The organism is Ruminococcus sp., from assembly GCF_024684275.1.
The window spans coordinates 16,439-39,512 of record NZ_JAIKXF010000010.1; the positions used below are offsets into that span (position 1 = coordinate 16,439).

The 23,074-nt window shown below is 43.2% G+C and carries 23 protein-coding genes; 16 read left to right on the forward strand and 7 right to left on the reverse strand.

What is annotated here, in order from left to right; translation table 11 throughout:
* Window positions 1-87 precede the first annotated feature (87 nt).
* The 5 genes from K5677_RS00970 to sigK form a co-directional block, all read right to left on the reverse strand.
* Complete coding sequence (locus tag K5677_RS00970; protein WP_296723615.1) at window positions 88-1,047, reverse strand: ATP-binding protein; 960 nt, start codon at window positions 1,045-1,047, stop codon at window positions 88-90.
* Window positions 1,048-1,059: 12 nt separating this feature from the next.
* Entirely contained in the window at window positions 1,060-2,043 is a 984-nt protein-coding gene (locus tag K5677_RS00975) for a DnaD domain protein (RefSeq protein WP_296723617.1), read from the reverse strand.
* Window positions 2,044-2,124: 81 nt separating this feature from the next.
* Window positions 2,125-2,568 (reverse strand): HD domain-containing protein, encoded by a 444-nt coding sequence (locus K5677_RS00980; protein ID WP_296723619.1) that lies wholly within the window; start codon window positions 2,566-2,568, stop codon window positions 2,125-2,127.
* The gene (locus K5677_RS00985) at window positions 2,565-3,482 is read right to left on the reverse strand and encodes an NAD-dependent epimerase/dehydratase family protein (RefSeq protein ID WP_366848676.1); all 918 of its coding nucleotides are present in this window, start codon (window positions 3,480-3,482) and stop codon (window positions 2,565-2,567) included. Before K5677_RS00985 ends, K5677_RS00980 begins: the two co-directional genes overlap by 4 nt.
* 79 nt (window positions 3,483-3,561) lie before the next feature.
* Window positions 3,562-4,245, reverse strand: coding sequence for an RNA polymerase sporulation sigma factor SigK (sigK, locus tag K5677_RS00990; RefSeq protein WP_296723622.1), 684 nt, complete (start codon window positions 4,243-4,245; stop codon window positions 3,562-3,564).
* A 234-nt stretch (window positions 4,246-4,479) separates the two neighbouring features.
* Between sigK and rpe the strand changes: the two genes are divergently transcribed.
* The 11 genes from rpe to pfkA all read left to right on the forward strand — a co-directional run bounded on the left by rpe (window position 4,480) and on the right by pfkA (window position 16,802).
* Window positions 4,480-5,139 carry a ribulose-phosphate 3-epimerase gene (rpe, locus tag K5677_RS00995; RefSeq protein ID WP_296723623.1) on the forward strand — a complete coding sequence of 220 codons (660 nt, stop codon included), beginning with the start codon at window positions 4,480-4,482 and terminating at the stop codon, window positions 5,137-5,139.
* Entirely contained in the window at window positions 5,133-6,116 is a 984-nt protein-coding gene (locus tag K5677_RS01000; protein ID WP_296723625.1) for an RnfABCDGE type electron transport complex subunit D, read from the forward strand. The genes rpe and K5677_RS01000 overlap by 7 nt, the downstream gene beginning before the upstream one ends.
* A complete protein-coding gene (locus tag K5677_RS01005; RefSeq protein WP_296723627.1) occupies window positions 6,109-6,741 on the forward strand; it encodes an Rnf-Nqr domain containing protein in 633 nt (210 codons plus the stop codon). Before K5677_RS01000 ends, K5677_RS01005 begins: the two co-directional genes overlap by 8 nt.
* On the forward strand, window positions 6,725-7,297 hold the full coding sequence (locus tag K5677_RS01010; protein WP_296723630.1) for an Rnf-Nqr domain containing protein: 573 nt from the start codon (window positions 6,725-6,727) through the stop codon (window positions 7,295-7,297). Before K5677_RS01005 ends, K5677_RS01010 begins: the two co-directional genes overlap by 17 nt.
* A gap of 34 nt (window positions 7,298-7,331) precedes the next feature.
* Entirely contained in the window at window positions 7,332-8,534 is a 1,203-nt protein-coding gene (locus tag K5677_RS01015) for a putative glycoside hydrolase (RefSeq protein WP_296723633.1), read from the forward strand.
* A 40-nt stretch (window positions 8,535-8,574) separates the two neighbouring features.
* Window positions 8,575-9,534: an HPr(Ser) kinase/phosphatase gene (hprK, locus tag K5677_RS01020; protein WP_296723636.1), complete on the forward strand. Its 960-nt coding sequence runs from the start codon at window positions 8,575-8,577 to the stop codon at window positions 9,532-9,534.
* A gap of 41 nt (window positions 9,535-9,575) precedes the next feature.
* Complete coding sequence (gene murB / locus K5677_RS01025; protein ID WP_296723638.1) at window positions 9,576-10,478, forward strand: UDP-N-acetylmuramate dehydrogenase; 903 nt, start codon at window positions 9,576-9,578, stop codon at window positions 10,476-10,478.
* Between the two features lie 26 nt (window positions 10,479-10,504).
* Window positions 10,505-11,377: an RNase adapter RapZ gene (gene rapZ, locus K5677_RS01030; protein ID WP_296723639.1), complete on the forward strand. Its 873-nt coding sequence runs from the start codon at window positions 10,505-10,507 to the stop codon at window positions 11,375-11,377.
* Between the two features lie 17 nt (window positions 11,378-11,394).
* Window positions 11,395-12,303, forward strand: coding sequence for a DNA-binding protein WhiA (gene whiA / locus K5677_RS01035; protein WP_296723862.1), 909 nt, complete (start codon window positions 11,395-11,397; stop codon window positions 12,301-12,303).
* Complete coding sequence (locus K5677_RS01040) at window positions 12,293-15,700, forward strand: DNA polymerase III subunit alpha (RefSeq protein ID WP_296723641.1); 3,408 nt, start codon at window positions 12,293-12,295, stop codon at window positions 15,698-15,700. Before whiA ends, K5677_RS01040 begins: the two co-directional genes overlap by 11 nt.
* A 139-nt stretch (window positions 15,701-15,839) precedes the next feature.
* Window positions 15,840-16,802, forward strand: coding sequence for a 6-phosphofructokinase (gene pfkA / locus K5677_RS01045; protein ID WP_296723642.1), 963 nt, complete (start codon window positions 15,840-15,842; stop codon window positions 16,800-16,802).
* Window positions 16,803-16,844: 42 nt separating this feature from the next.
* On the opposite strand, the gene K5677_RS01050 is transcribed toward pfkA, so the two are convergent.
* Together K5677_RS01050 and K5677_RS01055 are read right to left on the reverse strand one after the other, a co-directional pair.
* Window positions 16,845-17,762 (reverse strand): S1 RNA-binding domain-containing protein, encoded by a 918-nt coding sequence (locus K5677_RS01050; RefSeq protein WP_296723644.1) that lies wholly within the window; start codon window positions 17,760-17,762, stop codon window positions 16,845-16,847.
* Window positions 17,763-17,823: 61 nt separating this feature from the next.
* Window positions 17,824-18,180, reverse strand: a complete 357-nt coding sequence (locus K5677_RS01055; protein WP_296723646.1) for a hypothetical protein — start codon at window positions 18,178-18,180, stop codon at window positions 17,824-17,826.
* A gap of 170 nt (window positions 18,181-18,350) precedes the next feature.
* Here K5677_RS01055 and K5677_RS01060 point away from each other — a divergent pair, with 170 nt between their 5' ends.
* From K5677_RS01060 to K5677_RS01080, 5 genes are read left to right on the forward strand one after another with little or no spacing between them, the layout of a single operon-like run.
* Window positions 18,351-18,539: a DUF951 domain-containing protein gene (locus K5677_RS01060; RefSeq protein ID WP_296723649.1), complete on the forward strand. Its 189-nt coding sequence runs from the start codon at window positions 18,351-18,353 to the stop codon at window positions 18,537-18,539.
* Between the two features lie 49 nt (window positions 18,540-18,588).
* On the forward strand, window positions 18,589-19,662 hold the full coding sequence (prfA, locus tag K5677_RS01065; protein ID WP_296723652.1) for a peptide chain release factor 1: 1,074 nt from the start codon (window positions 18,589-18,591) through the stop codon (window positions 19,660-19,662).
* A 5-nt stretch (window positions 19,663-19,667) separates the two neighbouring features.
* Window positions 19,668-20,681: an L-threonylcarbamoyladenylate synthase gene (locus K5677_RS01070; RefSeq protein ID WP_296723654.1), complete on the forward strand. Its 1,014-nt coding sequence runs from the start codon at window positions 19,668-19,670 to the stop codon at window positions 20,679-20,681.
* Window positions 20,678-21,325 carry a dephospho-CoA kinase gene (coaE, locus tag K5677_RS01075; protein WP_296723656.1) on the forward strand — a complete coding sequence of 216 codons (648 nt, stop codon included), beginning with the start codon at window positions 20,678-20,680 and terminating at the stop codon, window positions 21,323-21,325. The genes K5677_RS01070 and coaE overlap by 4 nt, the downstream gene beginning before the upstream one ends.
* A gap of 51 nt (window positions 21,326-21,376) precedes the next feature.
* Window positions 21,377-22,780, forward strand: a complete 1,404-nt coding sequence (locus K5677_RS01080) for an aminopeptidase (protein WP_296723659.1) — start codon at window positions 21,377-21,379, stop codon at window positions 22,778-22,780.
* Window positions 22,781-23,074 lie beyond the last annotated feature (294 nt).

Consider the following 23,074-nt stretch of genomic DNA (forward strand, 5'->3'; position numbering starts at 1 on the left):
AAAAGAAAAGACCGGCTGCTATCACAGTCGGTCTAATCATATATCCTTATTGTACAATTTTTTGTTTAAACCATATTTTGAAGTTACTCATATGCGGTTTCTGTTTTGCAGTCTTACGTCTTTGCCTCTGAATTCAAGGCAGGTATACATGGAAACTATCCTTGACATAACACGCCTGTCGTATCTTCTGGCTATTCCTTCAAGATCGAGGTTGGTGCTGATTATTGACGGTTTGCTGCGGTTAATACGGGTATTGATTATGTTGTATATCGTAGCGTTGTAGAATTGTGATTCGTACTCAGTGCCTATATCGTCAAGAATGAGCAGATCAGTGTTCATAACAAGGTCTATCATATCGGAGGAGTGCTCATAGCTGAAATGCTCCTTTTCGATGCTGCGGAGAATGTTGATAGCCGAGTCATAAATGACGCTGAAGCCTTTTTTTAGAACAACATTAGCTATCGCAAGGGAAAGATGAGTCTTGCCGAGACCGGTTTCACCGAACATCAGTATACTTTTTGACTGATGACTGAAGGTTTCAGCGTACTGCCTTGTGTATTCAAGGATATTCTTCATTGTCGTATAATTTTCGCCTGAGTAATATGTAAGGTCAAAGCTTTCAAAATCTGAGAGTTTTAACTGTGAATTCTTATTGAGTTCATCTGCAGCAAGCTTTCCGCATAGTATCTTGAAGCAGTCGCAGTAACTGCTGCCGTTATATCCGCGGTCACAGCATATTGGGCAGGTGTAGTGCATTTCAAGGTAGTCCTCAGGATAGCCATGCTCTGCAAGAATTTTTCTTGACATAGCCTGAGCGCCGAGATTGTACTGCTTGAGCTGCTCTATTTTTTCGGAAATATCCTGTCCCTTGCCGTTTGAGATGATCGAGATAAGCTGTTTTCCGGTATTAAAAAGAACATCGTTTATCTCTCTTATCTGGGGGATTTTTTTATTTATTTCTTCGATACGCGCCTCATTTTCACTTTCAGCCCTCTTGCGGCGGTTAGTGAGGATAGCCTGCGCTTTATCGAAAATTTCGCTGTCCATTTATGTTTCTCCTTAATAAAGAAATTTATTGATAACGGATTTATATTCTTCTATATCTGTGGAGTTGTTATCGTTTGAAGAAGAATTCTTTTTCTTTTTATAGTCATTTTCAGCGTTCTGAACGTCCTTGACGGTAGCGAAGCCGCTGTCTCTCCATGAGAGAAGTATCTTGTTTATGTAATCGAAATTCAGCTTATCTATGCGCTCTATTGTCTTTTCATAGGCGTATCTTATCAGCTCAACTGAAAAGCCTGCATTTTTCCACTGCTGTATTAATTCAGCCTGCTTGGTTGTAGGACGGCGATTCATTTCAAATGCACGCATTATTCCCGAAATATAGTCTCTTGATGTGCTCATACGCTGTATCTCGTCCTGTGCCGCAGCCATAGTGTTTATGTCATTTTCAGCCCAGACAGATGCTATCTTTTCCACATATGCGGTGTTAGCTTTTTCGATAGATGCGCAGTACGAGAAAAGCGTTATGATTACCTCTTTTTTTAGTCCGAGGTGGTCATACATCCATATAATAGAGTTCATCTGTCCGTTTTTTAACGGACCGAGAATGCTTTCAACGATTTGAAAAAGCTCTTTGATATCCTGAGAACCATTCATAATATCAGCAATTTCTTTTGAGCTTAAATTTGTTTTATGATCCGGTGCAGGTTCCGACGGCTTTTGTACAGCTGCTGAGGGCGAAGATTCAGCCTTCTGAACCGGCTGTTCCATTAAAGAGGGAACAGGAGCAGGTACGCCGCTTACCTGCGGACTGAGAACATTAGCCTGCTGCCAGAAAAGAACAGCTTCTTCTGCTTCCTCAGCTGAGACGCCTGTGTTTGCGGAAATATCCTCTGTGGAACACATTTTTCCCGAACATCTCAGCAGATACAGCAGGACCTTGATCTGTCCGCCTGTAGCCAGCTTGAGAAAATTATCGGCAACTATAATGGGAACACCGAACATAGCTCCCCATATACCGCAGTTGACCTTGAATTCCAAGAAAGACACCTCCGAAAAAATACTGCAAGGGAAATTATAACATATTATTTTTGAAATTGCAACTGACAAAAATCAACAATTTCAGTCTGCTTCTGTCAGTATCTTTTCTGCCTCTGCGTATTTCTGCATACGCTCCATAGTTTTATCGCTGATTCGTTTTTTTATATCAGTGATCCGGCTTATATCTGAGTTGTGATGCAGGTCAGCAAGCTTGACTGTTTTTGCAACTCTGTTTCTTTTTACAGCTCGAATATAGTCGAAATAATCAACATTATCATTGTGGGTAAGCAGCTTTACAGCTTCGGTGACCTCTGAGGGAAATTCTTTTTCAAGGTCTTCAATAGTAACATCGGTATCTTCGACAACATCGTGAAGCAGAGCAGCACAGACCGTAAATTCATCAGTCATCTGTTCTGCTAAGTGATATGGGTGAAAGATGTAGGGGAGACCGCTCTTGTCAAACTGCCCCTGATGAGCGTTGTAGGCGATGTCCATTGCTTTGCAGGTAAGTTTTGTGTAGATCATAGCTTTTCCTTTCTGAGCTCATTGTCGATAAACTCCATCAGTGGTTTTCGTACTATAGAACTGCGGTTATTTCTGAACCACTCATATGACTGCCTGAGCGATTCTTCAAGGGGAGTAAGTTCACTGATAATAGTGTTCATCGCTGAAACATCAAGAACATATTCATAATCATAAAACGGGAAGTAGCTTCTCTGAGGAATAACTTCAGATACGTATTCAAATCGCGGAGCTTTGCCAACAATATGATAGCATAGCTCAATCCACTCTTTTATGCTGACTGCAGTGTCATATCCCACATTAAAAATATGTTGATCGGGCAGCTTTTGCAGTATAGCCTCAATTACGCTGCAAAGATTGCCTATGTGGAAGAATTGAAGCTTCATTTCTCCGCATTTGGGCAGGTAAAACTCCCTGTTCTGCTCTGCACATTCAAATACAAAAGCTTCGCGGTGCAGATTGTTCATTGGACCGCAGAGATATGGAGGCCGAAGGGCATAAGCATCGGGCACTCGGCTGAAAAGTGCTTTTTCGGCTGCTGATTTATCAGTTCCGTATCTGCCCCAGTATCGGTTTTCGCCGCATTTGTCTGTTTCCCTGAAAGGCTGTGGCAGAGTTTCAGGATAAACAGCACTGGAGCTTATGAGGATATAGTTGTCAAAGCTTTCCAGACCGTCAAGCAGATCGTTCACATCTTCTGCATTATAAGCAGTTACATCTATAACTGCATCGAAATGTCTTCCGCGCAGAGAATCACCAAGCTGATGTCTGTCGGCTATTATGGGTATAACTCCGAATGACTGAGGTCGGCTGCCGCGGTTTAGAACAAATACATTATGCTCATTTTCAGAGAAATATTCGGCAATATAACGGCTTGCAAATACAGTTCCGCCTGTAACAAGAATGTCCACCCTCATCATTCCTTTCTAAAACATGGATTAATTATATCACAAAATCACAAAAATATCAATAATCGCTGCAAATATTTATTTTAACTCAGATCGATGCATTATCAAACATTTTTTTCAGCTTTCCAATGGCTTTTTTCTCAAGTCTTGATACATAAGAGCGTGAAATACCCATTTTTACGGCAGTTTCATTCTGAGTATGAGGTTTTCTGCCATAGAGCCCGTAACGGTAAACTATAATATCAAGCTCGCGTTTGTCGAGACATTCGGTCAGAAAGGTATAAAGCTGACGGGAACGGATAAGTATATCCACCTGTTCGTGAATATCTATCCCGTCGTCGATCAGGTCCATGAGAGTAAGAGCATTACCGTCCTTGTCGGTCTCAACAGGTTCGTTTATGTAAACATCACCTGCTGATTTTTTTGCTGCGCGAAACTGCATAAGTATCTCATTTTCTATACATCTGCTTGCATATGTGGCAAATTTAGCTCCTTTTGAGTTATCAAAGGAGGATACCGCCTTGATAAGCCCAACAGTTCCTACAGAGATTAGTTCGTCCTGCTCATCTGCTCCCGAAGCGTACTTTTTAACGATATGAGCCACAAGCCTCAGATTATGCTCGATAAGCCTGTTTCTTGCCGAACTGTCACCATTTGACATTAATGAGAAGCATTCATCTTCTTCCTTTTTTGACAGCGGCTTCGGAAATACAGAAGAGCTTTCGATGTGGAGGGCAAAAAAGAAGAGATTACGCAGTAATTCAATAAACATAGTACATCACCTCATGATTTCAGATATAAAATAATATGAGAAAAAGCATGGACAATATAAAAAATAAATCAATTTAACATTTCAGTATGTAGATATGTTTTTATAAAAATAAAATAAAAAACAATTTATCTGTATTGACGTTGAGGGATAAATATTATATAATAATAGTGTATGGATTTTTTAAGAAATGTTTTGTCTGATTTTCAGACCAGCTACATCGGAAGAAGTGATAAATTGAAAAATTATGTTTCAGCTTCTGTTTTGAGTGCAGATATGCTTGAACTTGGCAAAGAAGTAAAAAAGCTTGAGGATAATGGGATAGATATGCTCCATTTTGATGTTATGGACGGTATATTTGTACCCAATATAACCTTTGGGATACCTGTGCTTCAGCAGGTGAGAAAGGTCACTGATATAACTCTTGACGTTCATCTCATGATTGCTGATCCTATAAAATACGTTAAGCACTTTGCTGAAAGCGGTGCTGATATAATCTGTTTTCATATAGAAAGTGACAGCGATACCCTTGAAACTATCAAGGCAATAAAGGAATGCGGAGTAAAGGCAGCACTGGCTATAAAGCCTGCTACTCCTGCCGAGAGCGTTTTTGAGTATCTGCCGTACCTTGATATGGTACTTGTTATGACAGTAGAACCGGGCTTCGGCGGTCAGAGCTTTATATCTGACACCGTGGACAAGATACGTGCTGTACGTCATAAGATAACCGAGCTTGGGCTTGATGTCAATGTTGAGGTAGACGGCGGAATTAACGGTAAAACATCAGGCATAGTACGTGAAGCAGGCGCTAATGTGCTGGTATCCGGCAGCTATCTGTTTGCTGCTGATAATATGGCTATGGCTGCACAGTCGCTTAAGGAAGAAATGCCATGCTGAAAAAAGCGAGAAAAGAACGCCTGATATGGCTTGATATAATGCTTACTCTCCTTACTCTGGAGCTGATGTCCTATTTCTATTACGGAATGCGTTCTGTTGTTCTTGCAGGAGTCTGTGTGGCTGTTTCAGTGGCTGCTGAGTTAATATCTCTGCGTATTATGAATAAGAAATTTACCGCCGACGACCTCACCTGTACCTCTGATGCGCTGATACTTGCGCTTATGTTTCCGGCTGTAATGGACTACAAGGTGGCGTCGATCGCTGTTTTGTTTTCTGTAATCGCTGCTAAAAACGTCTTTGGCGGAAGAATAAACATGATATTTTCACCTGCGGCGGCAGGATATATATTCGTGCTCACCTCATGGGGGAGACAGCTTCTTCAGTACACCGAGCCATATACTAAGACAGGTGTATTTGAACGCCCTGCTGCACTGGTGAAGTCAGCTTCATATATATTCAACACAACGAGAGCTTTTTCACATTCGGATTTTGAGCTTCTTCTTGGAAACTTCAGCGGACCTTCGGGTTCTGTAAGTGTTCTGCTGCTTTGCGTTGCAGCCGTTGTGCTGATGATGAGAAGATGCATATCAGCAGGAGCTTTTATCGGAACGATTTTTGGTACAGGATTTTTTGCAGTAGTTACTCCTGTCCTCAGTTCGAGAGCAGCTTCTCTTAAATACTCTCTCGTGCTGAATATGGTCCTGTTTTCAGCCATATATATAGTTTCCGATGTAAGAATAGCACCTAAGCGAAATTATTATGCTTTTTTCTACGGACTTTTCATCGGTGTCATTTCCTATGTACTTGTTGCTACAGGGGTAAAGGAAAATGCTATTATCATTGTATCTGTGCTGTTTACTCCTATTGCTCTCGGCTTTAAAAATCTTGAAAAGAAGATCGAGATAGCCGAAAAGGAACATATTGAAGCTTTAACAGCTCAGATCACTGACGGAGAGGGGGCTGCTGTACGTGAATAACAATAGAAAGCAGCTTCTCGGCGGCATACTCGGCGATAATATCGTTCTTTCAGGGCTTATGGTAATATCTCCTGTAATAATATGCGGAGATACACTGAAAAACGCTGAAGCTCTTGTTTATGCATTTACAGCCATAACCTTTCTTTCGGTGCTGATCTCTTCATTCGTGCCGAAAAAAATGCCTTATACCGTGAAGATCATACTTTATGCTATCATATCCGCTCTGGTTTATATTCCCGTAAAGCTTGCTACAAGCGAGTTCTTTCCCGGAGTTATCGAGCGTATAGGCATATATTTCCCTCTGCTTGCAGTGAATTCACTTATAGTTTTTCAGACAGAGGCTAAGTTCTTCCGCATGAAAAGGTTGGATATGGCAATATCGCTCATATTCTGTATAATCGGCTTTGATGCAGTAATGCTTATAACAGGAGTTCTCAGAGAGCTTTTTGCCTATGGAACTATCAACAGCCGAATAGTTGATATAAACACATTGATAAGCGGACTTTCACAGCCCTTCGGAGGATTTATTTTTCTGGGGCTTATGTGCGGCGTATATAGATTTATCCGCGGGCTTGTATCAAAAAATAATGAAGTAAGGAGTGAAGCCGATGTTTCTGATAGATGAACTGATAGCTCTCCTTGCTGCAAATCTTATTTTATCACAGGCGCTTGGAACAAGCACAATGTTCATAGCAGCTGACAGTAAGAAGAATATGCTTGCTACCTCATGTGTTATCACAGTTTTTACCACGCTTGGTTCTGCGGCGGCATTTGTTATCGACAGTATACTTCCAGGATCAGTTGCTGACCTGAGACTGCTGCTTTATACGGCGGTTATCGGTGTCTTGTATATAATAATGCTTACTGCGGCTTATTTCACAGGCAAGAATCGGTTTGCGGATTTTCGCAAGTATATCCACGTATCGGCATTCAACTGCGCTGTAATGGGTACGCTTTTCACTATAAGCGGCAGAGCAGCTGAGAACAGTTCGGCGTTTGATCTGGGCTGGTATGTCTCAGCAGGCTTTGAGGCAGGCATAGGATTTATTGTGGCAGCATTGATCCTTGCTGCTGCATATCGTAAGCTGAATTCAGCAAAGGTACCTGCGTCGTTCAGGGGATTTCCTGCGATGCTCGTATACCTCGGGATCATTTCAATGGCAGTATATTCGCTGAAGTAAGAGTAATATACTGATATTATAGGAGAGTTATTAAATGAAATTCAAAAGCAAAGGAAGAAAGATTTATAAGACTAAGGAGAAGAATTACTATGGTAAAAGTCCTGTAGGAAAAGCTTTTTCCGTCGGTCTTACTGTTCTTCTGATAGGCGGCATCGGCTTTATTGGCTACAGCGTTGCCGAGCCGCTTATAAATTACTCTAAGAAAAAGGGTGACAATACAGAAAGCTCTTTTGTGCAGGCGGCTACGGAGGAACTCACCGATGAAAACGGTGAGGCAGTTACCGAAAATACTGTCCCTGATGTTCCTGTACCTGTAAGCACTGAAAAATACAGAGCATATTCGCTCACTACTGCCGATCTTACGGGCACTGATACCCTGAAAGATGCATTAAAGAGAGTTCCGGCAGCTGAAAACATAGAATACGTAGAGGTGCCGCTCAAGGTCGGCGGCGGAGATATTTACTATGCTTCAAACAATTATTACGCAACATCAGCTGGTCTTGTGCGTTCGTTTATCAGGCTGAAGGATATAGTTTCCGTGATAACCGATGCAGGGTATAAGCCGGTTGCCTGTGTTAGTACATTCAATGATAATACGCTTCCGAATTATTTCCGTGATATGAGCTATCTCTGTGTCGATGACGGCTCACAGTGGATAGATAATACAGTTGAAGCAGGCGGAAAGCCGTGGATGAATCCGTTTTCGGAAACAGCGGTAAGCTATAACGGCGATATAGTTGAGGAAATATCATCAGCAGGCTTTGACAAGGTAGTATGCTATGATTTCATCTTTCCTGATTTCCGTCCTTCGGACACTGAATATCTTGGAAATGAGGTAACCGGACCTGACAGATATATGGCTCTTACCTCAGCTGCGAACCTTATGTATGATAAGATAATGCATAATGGTGCGACAATGCTTCTTGAAGTTGACGCTGCTGACCTGCTCAGAGGCAAGGACGACGTTCTGCAGCCAATGCTTCTTAAAGTGAATACAGTTATACTTAATATAGATGTTGACGCTATAAGCTACGGAGTATACACAGGTGAAACCGTTTATGAGTTTAACGGTACTCCTGCTGAAAACGTAAAGAAAATGCTTGATCTTGTGAGTGAGGACGTTGAGGATTTCAACGTTGCAGTACGTGTTTCGGGCGTTACGGCAAGCACACAGGATCTGCTCGATGCAAAGGATGAAATAGTCGAATACGGCTTCGATTCATATGTACTCGGCTAAAAAATAACTCCCGACAGAACGTCGGAGAATGGAGCTTATCATGGCAGATAATTTTAAAGTCTCGCTTCAGCGATTGATCGAAGAATTTAAGCTGGAAAACATTTACGCCCCGAAGGATCCTAACGAGATAATGATCGATGAAAACGATGTAAACCGTCCCGGCTTGCAGCTCATGGGCTTCTATGAGTATTTCAATCCGGAGCGTATCCAGATCATCGGAAAAATGGAGTTTGCTTATCTTTCTACGATTGATGAAAAAACAAGGAGAGAACGCCTGCAGCGTCTTTTCTCACAGCGTATCCCTGCTCTTATAATCACAAGAGAGCTCCCGTATTTTGCGGAAATGCTTGAGCTTGCTACAGAATTTGAGGTCCCGCTTCTCAGAAGCAAGGAGAGCACATCAAACTTTATTTCAGGTCTTATCGCTTTTCTTAATCTTACACTTGCTCCGCGAATCACACGTCACGGTGTTCTCATTGAGATATACGGTGAAGGTGTGTTTATCACAGGTGAGAGCGGCGTAGGTAAGAGTGAGACAGCTATTGAGCTTGTAAAGCGCGGACACAGACTTGTTGCCGATGACGCTGTTGAGATAAGAAAGGTCTCAAATATAAGTCTTGTCGGAAGCTCGCCCGACAATATCCGCCATTTCCTTGAGCTCAGAGGTATCGGTATCATAAATGCAAGACGCCTCTTCGGTATCGGTGCTGTTAAGATGACCGAAAAGATCGACCTCGTCGTTGAACTGGAGCAGTGGAGCTCTGAAAAGATATACGACCGCATGGGAGTTGATACCGAGTTTATGAACATACTTGGTGTAAAGATACCATGTCTTACCATACCTGTAAAGCCCGGCCGTAATCTTGCGGTAATACTTGAGGTTGCAGCTATGAACAACAGACAGAAAAAAATGGGCTATAATGCAGCGCGAGAGCTTCTTAACAGACTTGGCATGGAGTCCGATCCTAAGGAAGTCGTACGTGAGTATGACGCATTCTGATAAATGTGCTGAATAATCGAAAGATTCAGGGGGAAACTACTTTGGATATCAATGAATTGACAAAACTTTGCGATAAGCTTGGGTGCAGGATAACTCCCGAGGTATCTCTTAAAGAATATATAACCTTCAGATTCGGCGGACCGTGCAGAGCTCTTGTAAACATCAATTCTGCTGCTTCCGCTGCCGAGCTGATAAATTACTTGAAGCAAAATGGTATCAAATACGGTATCCTCGGCAGAGGAAGTAATGTACTTGCTTCCGACGAGGGCTTTGACGGAGTCATACTTCATTTCGGCAGCGATTTTTCTGCAATTGAGGCTGAAGGAAATACTATCCGCTGTGATGCGGGAGCACTTCTTGCTTCTGTCTGTGTCCGTGCCCAGCAGCTCGGACTTACAGGCATGGAGAACCTTTTCGGTATCCCCGGTACTGTAGGCGGTGCGCTTTACATGAACGCAGGCGCTTACGGCAGCGAAATGAAAGACGTTGTTGTCTCAGCCGAGTATATCGACGAGGACTGCACCATAAAAACGATAAAAAGTGAGGATATGGAGCTTGCCTACCGAAGAAGCTTTTTTTCGGGCTCTGACAGAGTCATAACATCTGTTACTATGGAGCTCCAAGCAGGAGATGCCGACGAGATAAAGGCGGCAATGTCCGAATGTATGGCAAAGAGAAGCTCCAAGCAGCCGCTTGACTATCCAAGTGCAGGCAGTACATTCAAGCGTCCCGAGGGAAGCTATGCTTCACTGCTTATCGACCAGTGCGGACTGAAAGGTCTGACCTGCGGCGGTGCTATGGTTAGCGAAAAGCACAGCGGCTTTGTGATAAATAAAGGCTATGCGACCTGCGCAGACGTTTTGGAGCTCTGCGAAAAGGTCAAAAAGGTAGTAAAGGAGAAAACAGGATTTCAGCTTGAGCTCGAACCTGTTATCCTCAGCTGACCTTTAAAGTAATTAAGGAGAGAATTATGCAGTTACTGATAGTAACGGGGATGTCAGGCTCGGGTAAATCAAGTGTTATGGACGTAATGGAGGATATCGGCTTTTATTGTATAGACAATATCCCTCCAAAGCTGATAACACAGTTCGTTGACCTGTGCAGGCAATCCGAAACTGATATCAATAAAATAGCCGTGGCGGTAGATATCCGTACAGGCGATATGTTTGCGGAGATATACCGCTCGTGGCTTGAACTGAAGCGCCAGCCCGATGTTGATGTTAAGGTGTTGTTTGTTGAAGCAACTCATGACGTACTGCTGAAGCGTTATAAGGAAACACGCCGCAAGCACCCGCTGTCGGATAAGTTCAGCGGAAGTATTCACGAAGCAATTAACTTTGAGTGGACTCAGCTTTCACAGCTTCGCGAGATAGCCGACTATTACATAGAGACATCTAACTTTACCACTTCTCAGCTAAAGGAGCAGGTAAAGTCCATATTCCTTGAAAAGAGCTCAGATTCGCTCATAATCAAGGTGATGTCCTTTGGATTTAAATACGGTGTCTCCACTGAGGCAGACTTAGTATTTGACGTAAGATGTCTGCCCAATCCGTTTTATATCGAGGAACTTCGCAATCATACGGGCTGCGACAGCTGTGTAAGGGATTACGTTATGGGATTTGAGCAGTCTAAGGTGCTTTTTGATAAACTAAAGGATCTTATAGACTATCTCATACCGCTCTACGTACAGGAGGGCAAGAGCCAGCTTGTAATAGCCTTTGGCTGTACAGGCGGAAAGCACCGCTCTATAACCTTTGCAGAGCTTATGGCAGATCATCTTATTGATAATGATTATAAGGTACAGAAGTACCACCGTGATATAACAAAAGATAAAAAATTCTGAGCAGGGAGTGAGTTGAAATATCCTTCTCAAATGATGTAAGGCATGAGATATGTTTATCTGTAAACGATAAAGACAGGCGTTTTGCCTGCCTTTATGGTATGCTGCTGTTTTGCAGGACGCTTTCCTGTGAGCATATCTGCTTTCAGAGCGAAAGCAGAGTCTCGGCAGAGCTTTTTTGCAGTCTTTTTGAAGCTGTTTTCCGCAAAAAGCTCAGTATAACCGATCATACCCGAAAAAACGGCATCGTTCTTTGCTCCTGTGATATAGACAGCGAATCTGCCGAAGCGGTTTTTCAGAAATACCGCCTTTCGGATAAAGAAAGGCTTATTGATTCCGAGATTATTGCTACAAATAGTCTCGGAGTTTTTACAGCAGGAGTATTTCTTGCCTGCGGAAGCGTAAACGATCCAAACAAGGAATATCACCTTGAATTTGCCTGCCCCGAGGAGAAGCTTGCACATCAGCTTGCAACTCTGCTGGGAGATATAGGCGTTACTGCAAAAACTGTGGTCCGCAGGGGACAGCATATAGTCTATATCAAGGGCAGTGAGTCTATAGAGGATACACTGACCTTTATCGGTGCGTCCCAGTGTACTCTGGAACTTATGAACACCAAGATATACAAGGATATCCGCAATAAAGCCAACAGGATAGCCAACTGCGATGCAGCTAATATCGACAAGGTAGTAAAGGCTGCGATGAAGCAGATAGAGGATATAAATCTCATAGACCGCGCGGTAGGACTTGATACACTGTCTGACGAACTTCGCGAGGTAGCGCAGCTCAGGCTTGATAATATTGATATGAGCCTGCAGGAGATAGGCGAAACTCTCAGTGAACCTATAAGCCGTTCAGGTGTAAATCACCGCTTCAAGAAGCTTGCTAAGCTTGCAGACGAGATACGCGGAGGTTCGTATGAGAAGTGACGAGTTTGTAAATCTTCATGTCCATACCGAGTACAGCCTCCTTGACGGTGCCTGCCGTATAAAAGAGCTCATATCCCGTGTAAAGGAGCTTGGACAGACAGCTGTAGCTATAACCGATCACGGCAATATGTATGGTGCGGTAGAGTTCTGGAATGCGGCAAGAGCCGAGGGTATAAAGCCTGTTATCGGCTGTGAGGTATACGCAGCGAGGCGTACACGCCATGACCGTGAACCAAAGCTTGATTCTTCACCGTATCATCTGATACTTCTCTGCGAGAACAACGAAGGCTACAGAAATCTTGTAAAGCTTGTTTCAATAGCAAGTATAGATGGCTTTTATAACAAGCCGCGAGTTGATTTAGAGCTTCTGAAAAAATACCACAGCGGACTTATCTGTATGTCAGCCTGTCTTGCAGGTGAAATACCGCGGCTGCTTGTGGACGGTCACTATGATGAGGCAAAGGCTGTTGCGCTTAAATACCGTGATATATTCGGCGAGAAAAATTATTTTATCGAGGTCCAGAATCATGGTATCAAAGAAGAATTAATGATACTTCCGCTGCTTTATAAGCTTTCAGCAGAAACGGGTATTCCTCTTGCGGCTACAAACGACTGCCACTATATAGAAAAAAAGGACGCCGAAATGCAGAACGTCCTTATTTGTATACAAACAGGTAAAACTCTTGACGACCCAAACGCTCTGCGTTTTGAGACAGATGAGTTCTATGTTAAATCCTCAGAGGAAATGTCAGCTTTGTTCAAGGGGCACGAGGAGGCAGTCAGCAATACCTCTCTCATTGCACAGCGCTGTAATGTTGAGTTTGAGTTTGGCAATATAAAGCTCCCTAAGTTCACTATAGAGGGAGTCGATGATAACAAGTCCTATTTCCGAGAGCTTTGCCGAAAGGGAATGATAGAGCGATATGGCGAGACTCCGCCGGAAAATGTCATTGAGCGTATGGAATATGAGCTTGATGTTATAACAAAAATGGGCTATACGGATTACTATCTCATTGTCTGGGATTTTATCCGCTACGCCCGTGAGCACAATGTACCTGTAGGTCCCGGAAGAGGCTCGGGAGCAGGCAGTCTATGTGCGTATTGTATAGGTATTACAGGCATAGATCCTATTAAGTTCAATCTTCTGTTTGAACGATTCCTGAATCCGGAAAGAGTAAGTATGCCTGATTTTGATATTGACTTTTGTATTGAGGGACGTCAAAGTGTAAAAGACTATGTAGTCCGCAGATACGGTTCGGATTATGTCTCGGAGATTATCGCTTTTGATACGCTGAAAGCCCGTGCGGCAGTACGTGACGTTGGCAGAGTTCTTGGTATATCTTATCAGCTCTGTGACAGAGCCGCAAAAGAGATAGACCCCCGTGCAACTCTTAGTCAGGCTATGAATGAATCCGATGAGCTCAGTGGACTATATCATTCCGACAGGGATATGCGCAGGTGCATAGAACTTGCAAAAAAGCTTGAGGGAATGCCTCGCCATGCCTCTACCCATGCGGCTGGCGTCGTAATATCGGCAGTGCCTCTCAGCGACCTTGTGCCGCTGCAAAAAAACGACGATACTGTAGTAACTCAGTATACTATGGGAGTTCTTGAATCACTGGGACTTCTGAAAATGGACTTTCTCGGACTTAGAAACCTTACCATTATAAGAGATACTGTCAATGAGATACACAAGATCAAACCCGACTTTGATATAAGTTCAATACCTGTTGACGATAAAGAAGTGTACAAAATGATGACAAAGGGCGACACTGAGGGCGTATTTCAGTTTGAAAGCGAGGGAATGACGGCTCGCGTTATGGAGCTTGCTCCTGAGCGGCTTGAGGACCTTATAGTTATAATCTCTCTATACCGTCCGGGACCTATGAAGTCTATACCGGTGTATATCGAAAACAAAAAACACCCCGATAAAGTCACCTACAAGCATCCGCTCCTGAAGGATATACTTGAGGATACCTATGGCTGTATGGTATATCAGGAGCAGGTAATGGAGATATGCCGCAAGCTTGCAGGCTATTCCTATGGCCATGCAGATATTGTCCGCAGAGCAATGGCAAAAAAGAAGCATGATGTAATGCTTAAAGAGCGCGAAAGCTTCGTTAAAGGAGCAGCAGATAACGGTGTTTCTGCGGAAATTGCCGATTCTGTATTCGATGAAATGGTAAGCTTTGCCTCATATGCGTTTAATAAATCCCATGCCGCAGCCTACGCTTATCTTGCTTATCAGACCGCCTATCTTAAATGTCATTACCGCGGCATTTATATGGCAGCCCTGATGTCAAGTGTTATGGGACAAAGTGATAAGCTTGCCGAATATATCAACTCCTGTAAAGAAAACGGCATAGAGATATTAAGCCCTGACATAAATAAAAGCAATAAGGGCTTCACCTATGCAGACGGAAAGATGTACTTCGGTCTGCTTGCCATAAAAAATGCAGGAAGCGGACTTGCTGATAAAATAATCGCAGAGCGTAAAGAAAACGGCAATTTCACAAGCTTACAGGATTTCTGCGAGCGTGTCGGAGGCAGGGAGCTGAATAAAAAAGCTCTTGAAAACCTTATAAAGTCGGGAGCCTTTGACGGTCTCGGTTATAATCGCAGACAAATGCTTGAAAGCTACGACGAGCTTCTTGATATTACTGGAGCCGGTACAAGAGGCGTCATCGAGGGACAGCTGAATTTCCTTGAGGGTACAGACACCTCAGAGATGAATGTACGAATACCATATAAGCAGGAATACGATGCAAAGCAGCTCCTTGCAATGGAAAAGGAAGCCACGGGAATGTATCTCAGTGGACATCCTTTGTCACCGTTTTACTGGATAGGGGAGCTTATGCACGTGCGCAGAATAGGTGATATACTCACAGACAGCTCAGCGAGGGACGGTACGCCTGTAAAGCTTTTATGCTGTGTGGAGAGCGCAAAGCTTCATGTTACTAAAAATGGTGATAAGATGAGCTTTGTCACTTTTTCTGATGAAACAGGCGAGATAGAAGGAGTTGTATTTCCTGATCTTTTTATGATAAGCGGCGGTAAGCTTGTTACCGATGGGATAGTTATTGTAAACGGCAAAATATCCGTCAAGGACGACAGGCTTACGGTGATATGCGGTGCAATTATAGCCGATACGGAATTTGAAAGATACATTTCTTCTATGAAGCTATGTATCAAAACTGTCTCAGCAGATGCTTCATTTTCAGAAGATTTTATCGGGTTTTGCAGCAGAAATACCGGAAATACAGCAGTATGTCTCTACCTTATGGATATTAAAAAAACTGTTATCCCGCGAACCAAACTCAGCGTAAAGGTCACAAAGGAATTTTGTGAGGAGCTTAAAAAGCACTATAAATCCTCCCAAATAGGGCTTATACAGTGATTTCGGATATGAATGAGGAAAAAATACGGAATTCTCTTGACATTTTTTCCACAAAGTAGTACAATATAAGAGTATGGAATTACGCCGCAGTATTCCTGCGGTTAAACAATATATGCCAAGTGCAGAATGGAGAATATGTATGATCAAGAAAATTGGTGTTTTAACAAGCGGTGGTGACGCTCCCGGAATGAACGCTGCTGTAAGAGCTGTTGTAAGATCTGCTCTTGCTAAAGGCATGGAAGTTTACGGTATTCGCAGAGGTTATGTCGGACTTCTCAACGGTGATATCATCAAGATGGACGAGAGAAGCGTTTCTGATATTATACACAGAGGCGGTACAGTTCTTTATACAGCAAGATGTCCTGAATTCAGAACTCAGGAGGGCGTTGCAAAGGGTAAGGCAAAGCTTGATGAGCTCGGTATCGAAGGTCTCGTAGTCATCGGCGGTGACGGCTCGTTCAGAGGCGCAGCTGATCTTTCTGCACAGGGCTTCCTCTGTATAGGTATCCCGGGTACTATCGACAATGATATTGCCTGCACTGATTACACTATCGGATTCGATACAGCTATGAATACAGCTATGGAGCTTGTTGATAAGCTTCGTGATACATCACAGTCTCACGACAGAATCTCAGTTGTTGAGGTAATGGGAAGAGGCGCTGGTCATATTGCTGTAAATACAGGTATTGCCTGCGGAGCTACAGATATTATCACAAAGGAAGTTCCTTATGATATCAACGCTATCGCAAATACAATGCTGGCTAAAAAGGCAAAGGGTAAGCAGAACTTTGTAGTTATCGTTGCTGAGAGTATCGGTCATTCAGATGAGATCGCAAATATGCTCCACGAAAAGACAGGCATCGAGGCAAGATCAACTATTCTCGGTCACGTTCAGAGAGGCGGCTCTCCAACAGTAAGAGACAGAGTTGAGGCTACAAGAATGGGCTACTATGCAGTTGAACTTCTTGAGCAGGGCGTTGGCAACCGTGTTATCGGTATCAAGGACAGCAAGCTTGTTGACTATGATATCCAGGAAGCACTTGCAATGCACAAGGAGTACGATGAAAAGCTCCACCACATTGCTGAGGAGATCGCATACTAAGAATAATACTAATGCACCTGTAAAAACAGGTGCATTTTTTTATCAGAAGCTTGTGGAGATATTTTTATCAGAAGATTCAGAGGAATATTTCCAATAGTCAATATGATCTGAGCTTATGAAGTATTCTATCTCTTTCGGCGGAGCATATTCGCCGCAAACGTCTACGATTATTAGTTTGACCTTCATTTTTTCTGGAATAATAGCCTTTATGTAGACGCTGACGCTCTGACCTACGGATATTCCTTCTCGTGTTTCGGCAAGTCCTGCCAGATTTGGTGTAAGCTCAACAAAAACACCGTAGTTTTCGATAGAACGTACTACGCCCGGTACAGTTTCGCCGGTTCTGAATTTTCTGGCATTTTCCTCCCATGTTCCGAGAAGCTCCTTATGTGTGAGGAAAATCCTTTTGTTTTCTGTTCCTTTGACGATCACTTTTATGAGCTGGCCGTTTATAAATCTGTCAGTGGGGTGAGATATACGTGAAACTGACATGGCATCTATAGGTATTAGAGATGGGATTCCGCAGCCTATATCCACAAAGCTGCCAAACTTTTCTATGTGTGAAATTCTTGCATCGATTATATCGCCTGATTTTAGTTTAGATACGAAGTTATTCTCACAATCTGTCTGAGCTGCTTTGCGGGAGAGTTTTGCTTCAAGCTCTCCCGTTTCAGTAAGCTCAAGCTCTGTTATCTTGAAGCATACTATTTTATTGACGCGTGATATAATAGCTATATCCCGCGTCTTTCCCTCACTGATGCCTATAGCTCCTTCCTCGCGCGGGATAATACCTTTTGCACAGGGAAGGTCAACTATAAGGTCGTGTGAGCTTGTACAAAGTATTGCTTTAGCTTCAAGAATAACGCCTTTTTCCATTGCCTCTGTCAATCCCTCGGCTGAGGAAATATACCTCTGGTTTGACGGCAGAGCATATAAGCAGCCTTCTGGTCTGAAATTCATGTTTTTACCTCCGTTATAATAACTTTGTAGTCAATCATATGCGGATGTATTGGTTTATATGCTACTGAGCAAATCGAATGTTCAGACCTCCCATAGCATTGAGAACGGATATAACATTATCAACCGCAGCACTTCCGCAGACAATGCAGGCAGTGGTCTTTCTGTTTTGTGCAGGTTCAGGTATAATATCCTTTGAGGTAGGCGACTCTATTACGGCAGTGAGAAAATTAGTATGGGTATTACAATATGTGGGGATAACCGTAAATGCAGAGCTGCGTCCAAGTCTTGCAGAACGCTCGGCTATCCTGTTATACATCATTTTAGCAGAATAAACATAGTCTACACTTTCACGTACACGCCTCATAGCGTACTCTGCAAGCTCGGGGGATTCAAATTCGGCAGTAACTCTTGAGATCATAAAAATTTCCTTTCTATTTTTTGTATGGGTTCAATATGAATAATTGCAAGTTTTTATTATTTTTCACCAAAATGAAAAAAATATACTCGTAAAATATTGATTTGAGAGCATTTTTAGGGTATAATAAAAATGTTCGATTTTTTCTATTTACGCGAAAGGGGGATAATGTCTTGGATATCAGACCGGGTGATGTACTTACAATGAAGAAGAACCACCCATGCGGCTGCAGTGAAATGTTCGTAATTCGTGCAGGAATGGATTTCAGATTAAGATGTGTCAAGTGTGCAAGAGAATTTATGGTCGCCCGCAATAAGATTGAAAAGAGTATCCGAAGCGTAAAACACGCCGATGAGGGTTAGCACAGAACAGTATTTTTTGTAATATTTTTAGCATTAAGGAGAATACTGAATGTTTGAAAAGCTTGCATTAATGGAGCAAAAATATGAAGAGATAAGTGCTAAGCTCTCTGATCCTGATATTATCAGCGATAATAAGCTGTACACTCAGCTTATGAAGGAGTTCAAGAACATGACTCCTATTATCGAGAAATACAGGGAATACAAAAAAGCACAGTCAGACTTTGATGAGGCTAAGGAACTTCTTGAAACCGGAGGTATTGATAAGGAGTTCAAGGAAATGGCTCAGGCTGAGTACGAAGATTCAAGAGAAAAAATGGATACTTGTACGCAGGAGCTAAAAGTTCTTCTCTTGCCAAAGGATCCAAACGACGATAAAAGCGTTATTATTGAGATCAGAGGAGGCGCAGGCGGCGAGGAGGCATCGCTGTTTGCCAATTCCCTCTATCGTATGTATACAATGTACGCAGAGACTATGGGATGGAAGCAGGAAGTCCTCAGCGCCAATCCGACAGAACTTGGCGGATTTAAGGAAATTAGCTTCTCCATAGAGGGCGACGGTGCTTATTCACGTCTGAAGTATGAAAGCGGAGTCCACCGTGTACAGCGCGTTCCCGAAACAGAATCACAGGGACGTATCCACACCTCGACAGTTACCGTGGCTGTTCTCGTTGAAGCAGACGAGGTAGAGCTTGAAATTAATCCCACGGATCTTAAAATAGACTATTTCCGCGCAAGCGGTGCAGGCGGACAGCATATAAATAAAACAGAGTCCGCTGTAAGAATAACTTATCTCCCCACTAATACTGTGGTGGAGTGTCAGGACGAAAGAAGCCAGCATAAGAACAAAGATAAAGCAATGAAAATTCTGCGCTCACGAATTTACGAGGCTATGCAGGAGGAGCAAGACGCAAAGATCGCATCGGAGAGAAAAATGCAGGTCGGTACCGGTGACCGCTCCGAAAGGATCAGAACATACAATTATCCGCAGGGACGTCTTACGGATCACCGTATAGGTCTGACAATTTACAGACTTGAGGACATTCTTAACGGAAATCTTGATGAAGTGTTTGATGCGCTTGCAACTGCCGATCAGGCTGCCAAGCTCGCAAGTCAGGAAGCGTAGTTTTTATGGATACAGTTTTACTAAATAACAAGGAAAAAGACCTTGAAATAGCTGCTGAATTTATTAAAAAGGGCGAGATAGTCGGTATACCTACAGAAACTGTCTACGGTCTTGGTGCAGATGCTTCCAATGAAGCTGCTGTACGCAAGGTATTTGAGGCAAAGGGCAGACCTGCTGATAATCCACTGATCGTACATCTTGCAGACTTTTCACAGGCTGTGGATTATACCTCTTTTATACCGTCCCTTGCATACAGACTTGCCGAGCGTTTCTGCCCGGGACCTCTGACAATGGTACTTCCTAAAAACGAGAGAATACCTATGATAACCTCGGGCGGACTTGATACCGTAGGCATAAGAGTACCTTCTCACCCTGTAATGCATAGGATAATCGAGCTTTCAGGCAGACCTATTGCTGCTCCGTCAGCGAATACATCGGGATATCCAAGCCCTACATCAGCAGAACACGTTATGCGTGATATGAGCGGCAAGATTGCAGCTGTAGTTGACGGCGGAAGCTCAGAGTTCGGTGTTGAGTCAACAGTGATCTCAATTGAGGGTGAGGGGACAGCAAGGATACTCCGCCCCGGCTGTGTCACAAGGGAAATGCTCCTTGAAGTATGTGATGAGGTCATAATCGACCACGCTATACTTCATGAGCTTGAAGCAGGACAAAAAGCCGCTTCTCCCGGAATGAAGTACAAGCACTATTCGCCAAAGGCAGATATAATCATGGTCGAGGGCTCGCTTGAAGGCTTTATCTCCTATGTGGGAGCCCATAACGGCGACGGCGTGTATTCGCTTATTTTCGATAATGACAGAGAGAATTTTCCATACAGATATATGACCTATGGCGCAGACAGTTCTCAGCAGGCACATCTTTTGTTCCAGAGACTCCGAGAGCTTGACGATATAGGTGCAAGGACAGTCTATGTCCGCGCTCCCGAAACAGAGGGTGTCGGACTTGCAGTATATAACCGCCTTATAAGAGCGGCAGGATTCGAGGTGATAAGGATATGAACAGTCTCAACGGAGTCATGGTCGTAGGACTTACTGGGCAAACAGGGGCAGGGAAGAGCACGGTCTCTAAGATATTTGCCTCCAATGGCTTTACAGTTATCAACTGCGATCAGGTGGCTCGCAAAATAGTTGAAAAGGGCACTAAGTGCCTCGATGAAATAGCTGATCTTTTCGGTTCGGCTGTTATAAATGAGGACGGAACTCTGAACAGACGCGGACTTGCAGGTATAGTTTTTTCCGATAAGTCCAAGCTTGAAGCACTTACAACTATTACATATCCTTACATCACAGGCGAGATACTTCGCCAGATAAGAGTACATTCAATGAAAGGCGAGAAGCTGATACTTCTCGATGCTCCTACACTGTTTGAGAGCCGTGCTGATGATTTCTGCGAGATAATCATTTCAGTCCTTGCAGATGCTGATATACGCGAAAAGCGTATCATCGCCCGTGACGGACTTACAGCAGAACAGGCTCACAGACGTATGAACTCTCAGCTTGATGAAGAATTCTTCAAGAGCCATTCAGACTATATAATCCACAATAACGGCAATATGGACACAGTGAACGGCATAGCATGGGAGGTATCAGGAAAGATACGTGAGCTTTTTAAAAGCAAACAGACTCCAATGAAGGTGCAATAACTCAGTCATAAACGGCTGTGCTATAGATTTTCTGCGAAAGGAGAAATATTAATGGCAGAAAAAAAGGATTCCGTAAAGAAGCTCAAGGAAAAGCTTCTTAAACAGCACAAAAACGCTTATCATCTTGTTTCTGACAAAGAGGTTAAAGCCTGCGATAAATTCTGCGAAGGCTATAAGGACTTCATGAATAAGGCAAAGATAGAGCGCGAAGCAGTTATATACTCAATTGAACTTCTCAAGAAAAAAGGTTTTGTTGAATTTAAAGCAGGCATGAAGCTCAAAGCAGGAGACAAGATATACCGCAATAACCGCGGCAAGTCTGTTCTTGCAGCTATCATCGGTACAGCTCCTATTACAGAGGGCATAAGACTCTGTGCGGCTCATATTGATTCGCCAAGACTTGATCTCAAGCAGAATCCTTTGTATGAGGACACAGAAATGGCTTTGTTCAAGACTCATTACTACGGCGGTATCAAGAAGTATCAATGGACAGCTATCCCTCTTGCACTTCACGGTGTAGTTATAAAAGCTGACGGTACAAGCGTTCCTGTAAATATCGGTGAGGACGATAATGATCCTGTTTTCTGTGTTACTGACCTGCTGCCGCATCTTGCAGCAGCACAGATGCAGAAGCCTCTTGCAAAGGGCATCACAGGTGAGCAGCTTAATATTGTCATCGGCTCACGTCCTTTCAAGGACGATGAGGAGAGCGGCTCTGTAAAGCTCAATATAATGAATATTCTTTTTGAGAAGTACGGCATTACTGAGGCTGATTTTATTTCATCAGAGCTTGAAGCGGTTCCGGCATTTAAGGCAAATGACATCGGCTTTGACAGAAGCATGATAGGTGCTTACGGTCACGATGACAAGGTGTGCGCTTATCCTGCGCTTATTGCAACAGCAGAGTGTAAGAAGCCAAAGCATACCGTAGTTACAATACTTACCGATAAGGAAGAGACAGGCAGCGACGGAAACACAGGTCTCCGCTCCGCATATCTTAAATATTTCGTTGCGGACATCGCTGAAATTCTCGGCAGTGATGCAAGAACTGTTCTTTCAGCTTCTGAATGCTTATCAGCAGATGTAAATGCTGCATATGATCCTACATTCCCAGAGGTAAATGAGCGCAATAACAGTGCTTATATAAACCACGGTGTAGTTATTACAAAGTATACAGGCGCCCGCGGCAAGGCCGGCACCTCAGATGCTTCTGCTGAATTCACCGGTCGTATCAGAAGACTTATGGATTCAAAGAATGTTATCTGGCAGACAGGTGAGCTTGGCAAGGTGGACGAAGGCGGCGGCGGTACAGTAGCTGCTTACATTGCTAACCTTAATGTAGACACCATCGACCTCGGAGTACCTGTGCTTTCGATGCACGCTCCATATGAGATAGTTTCCAAGCTTGATACCTATATGGCGTATAAAGCCTTTGAAGTATTCATGGCAGACTAATATCAAAGCCCTCGGCGATGTCGAGGGCTTTTTTACAAATAATTACAATTTGGAAATATATACTTAAATATTACTTATCAACAATCTATATATCGGGATTAATTATTTATATTTGCAATAAGTATTGCATTATGCTATAATAATTTATGGAAAGTCATTCTTTCATAAATGACAATCTCATATCCCCTTATTAAGAATGAGAACCTCCCCCCTAATGGCTCTCATTCTTTTTTTTACAAAAAATCCCCGATCAAAGACGGATAACCGTCTGATCGGGGTTTATTTTATATTTAC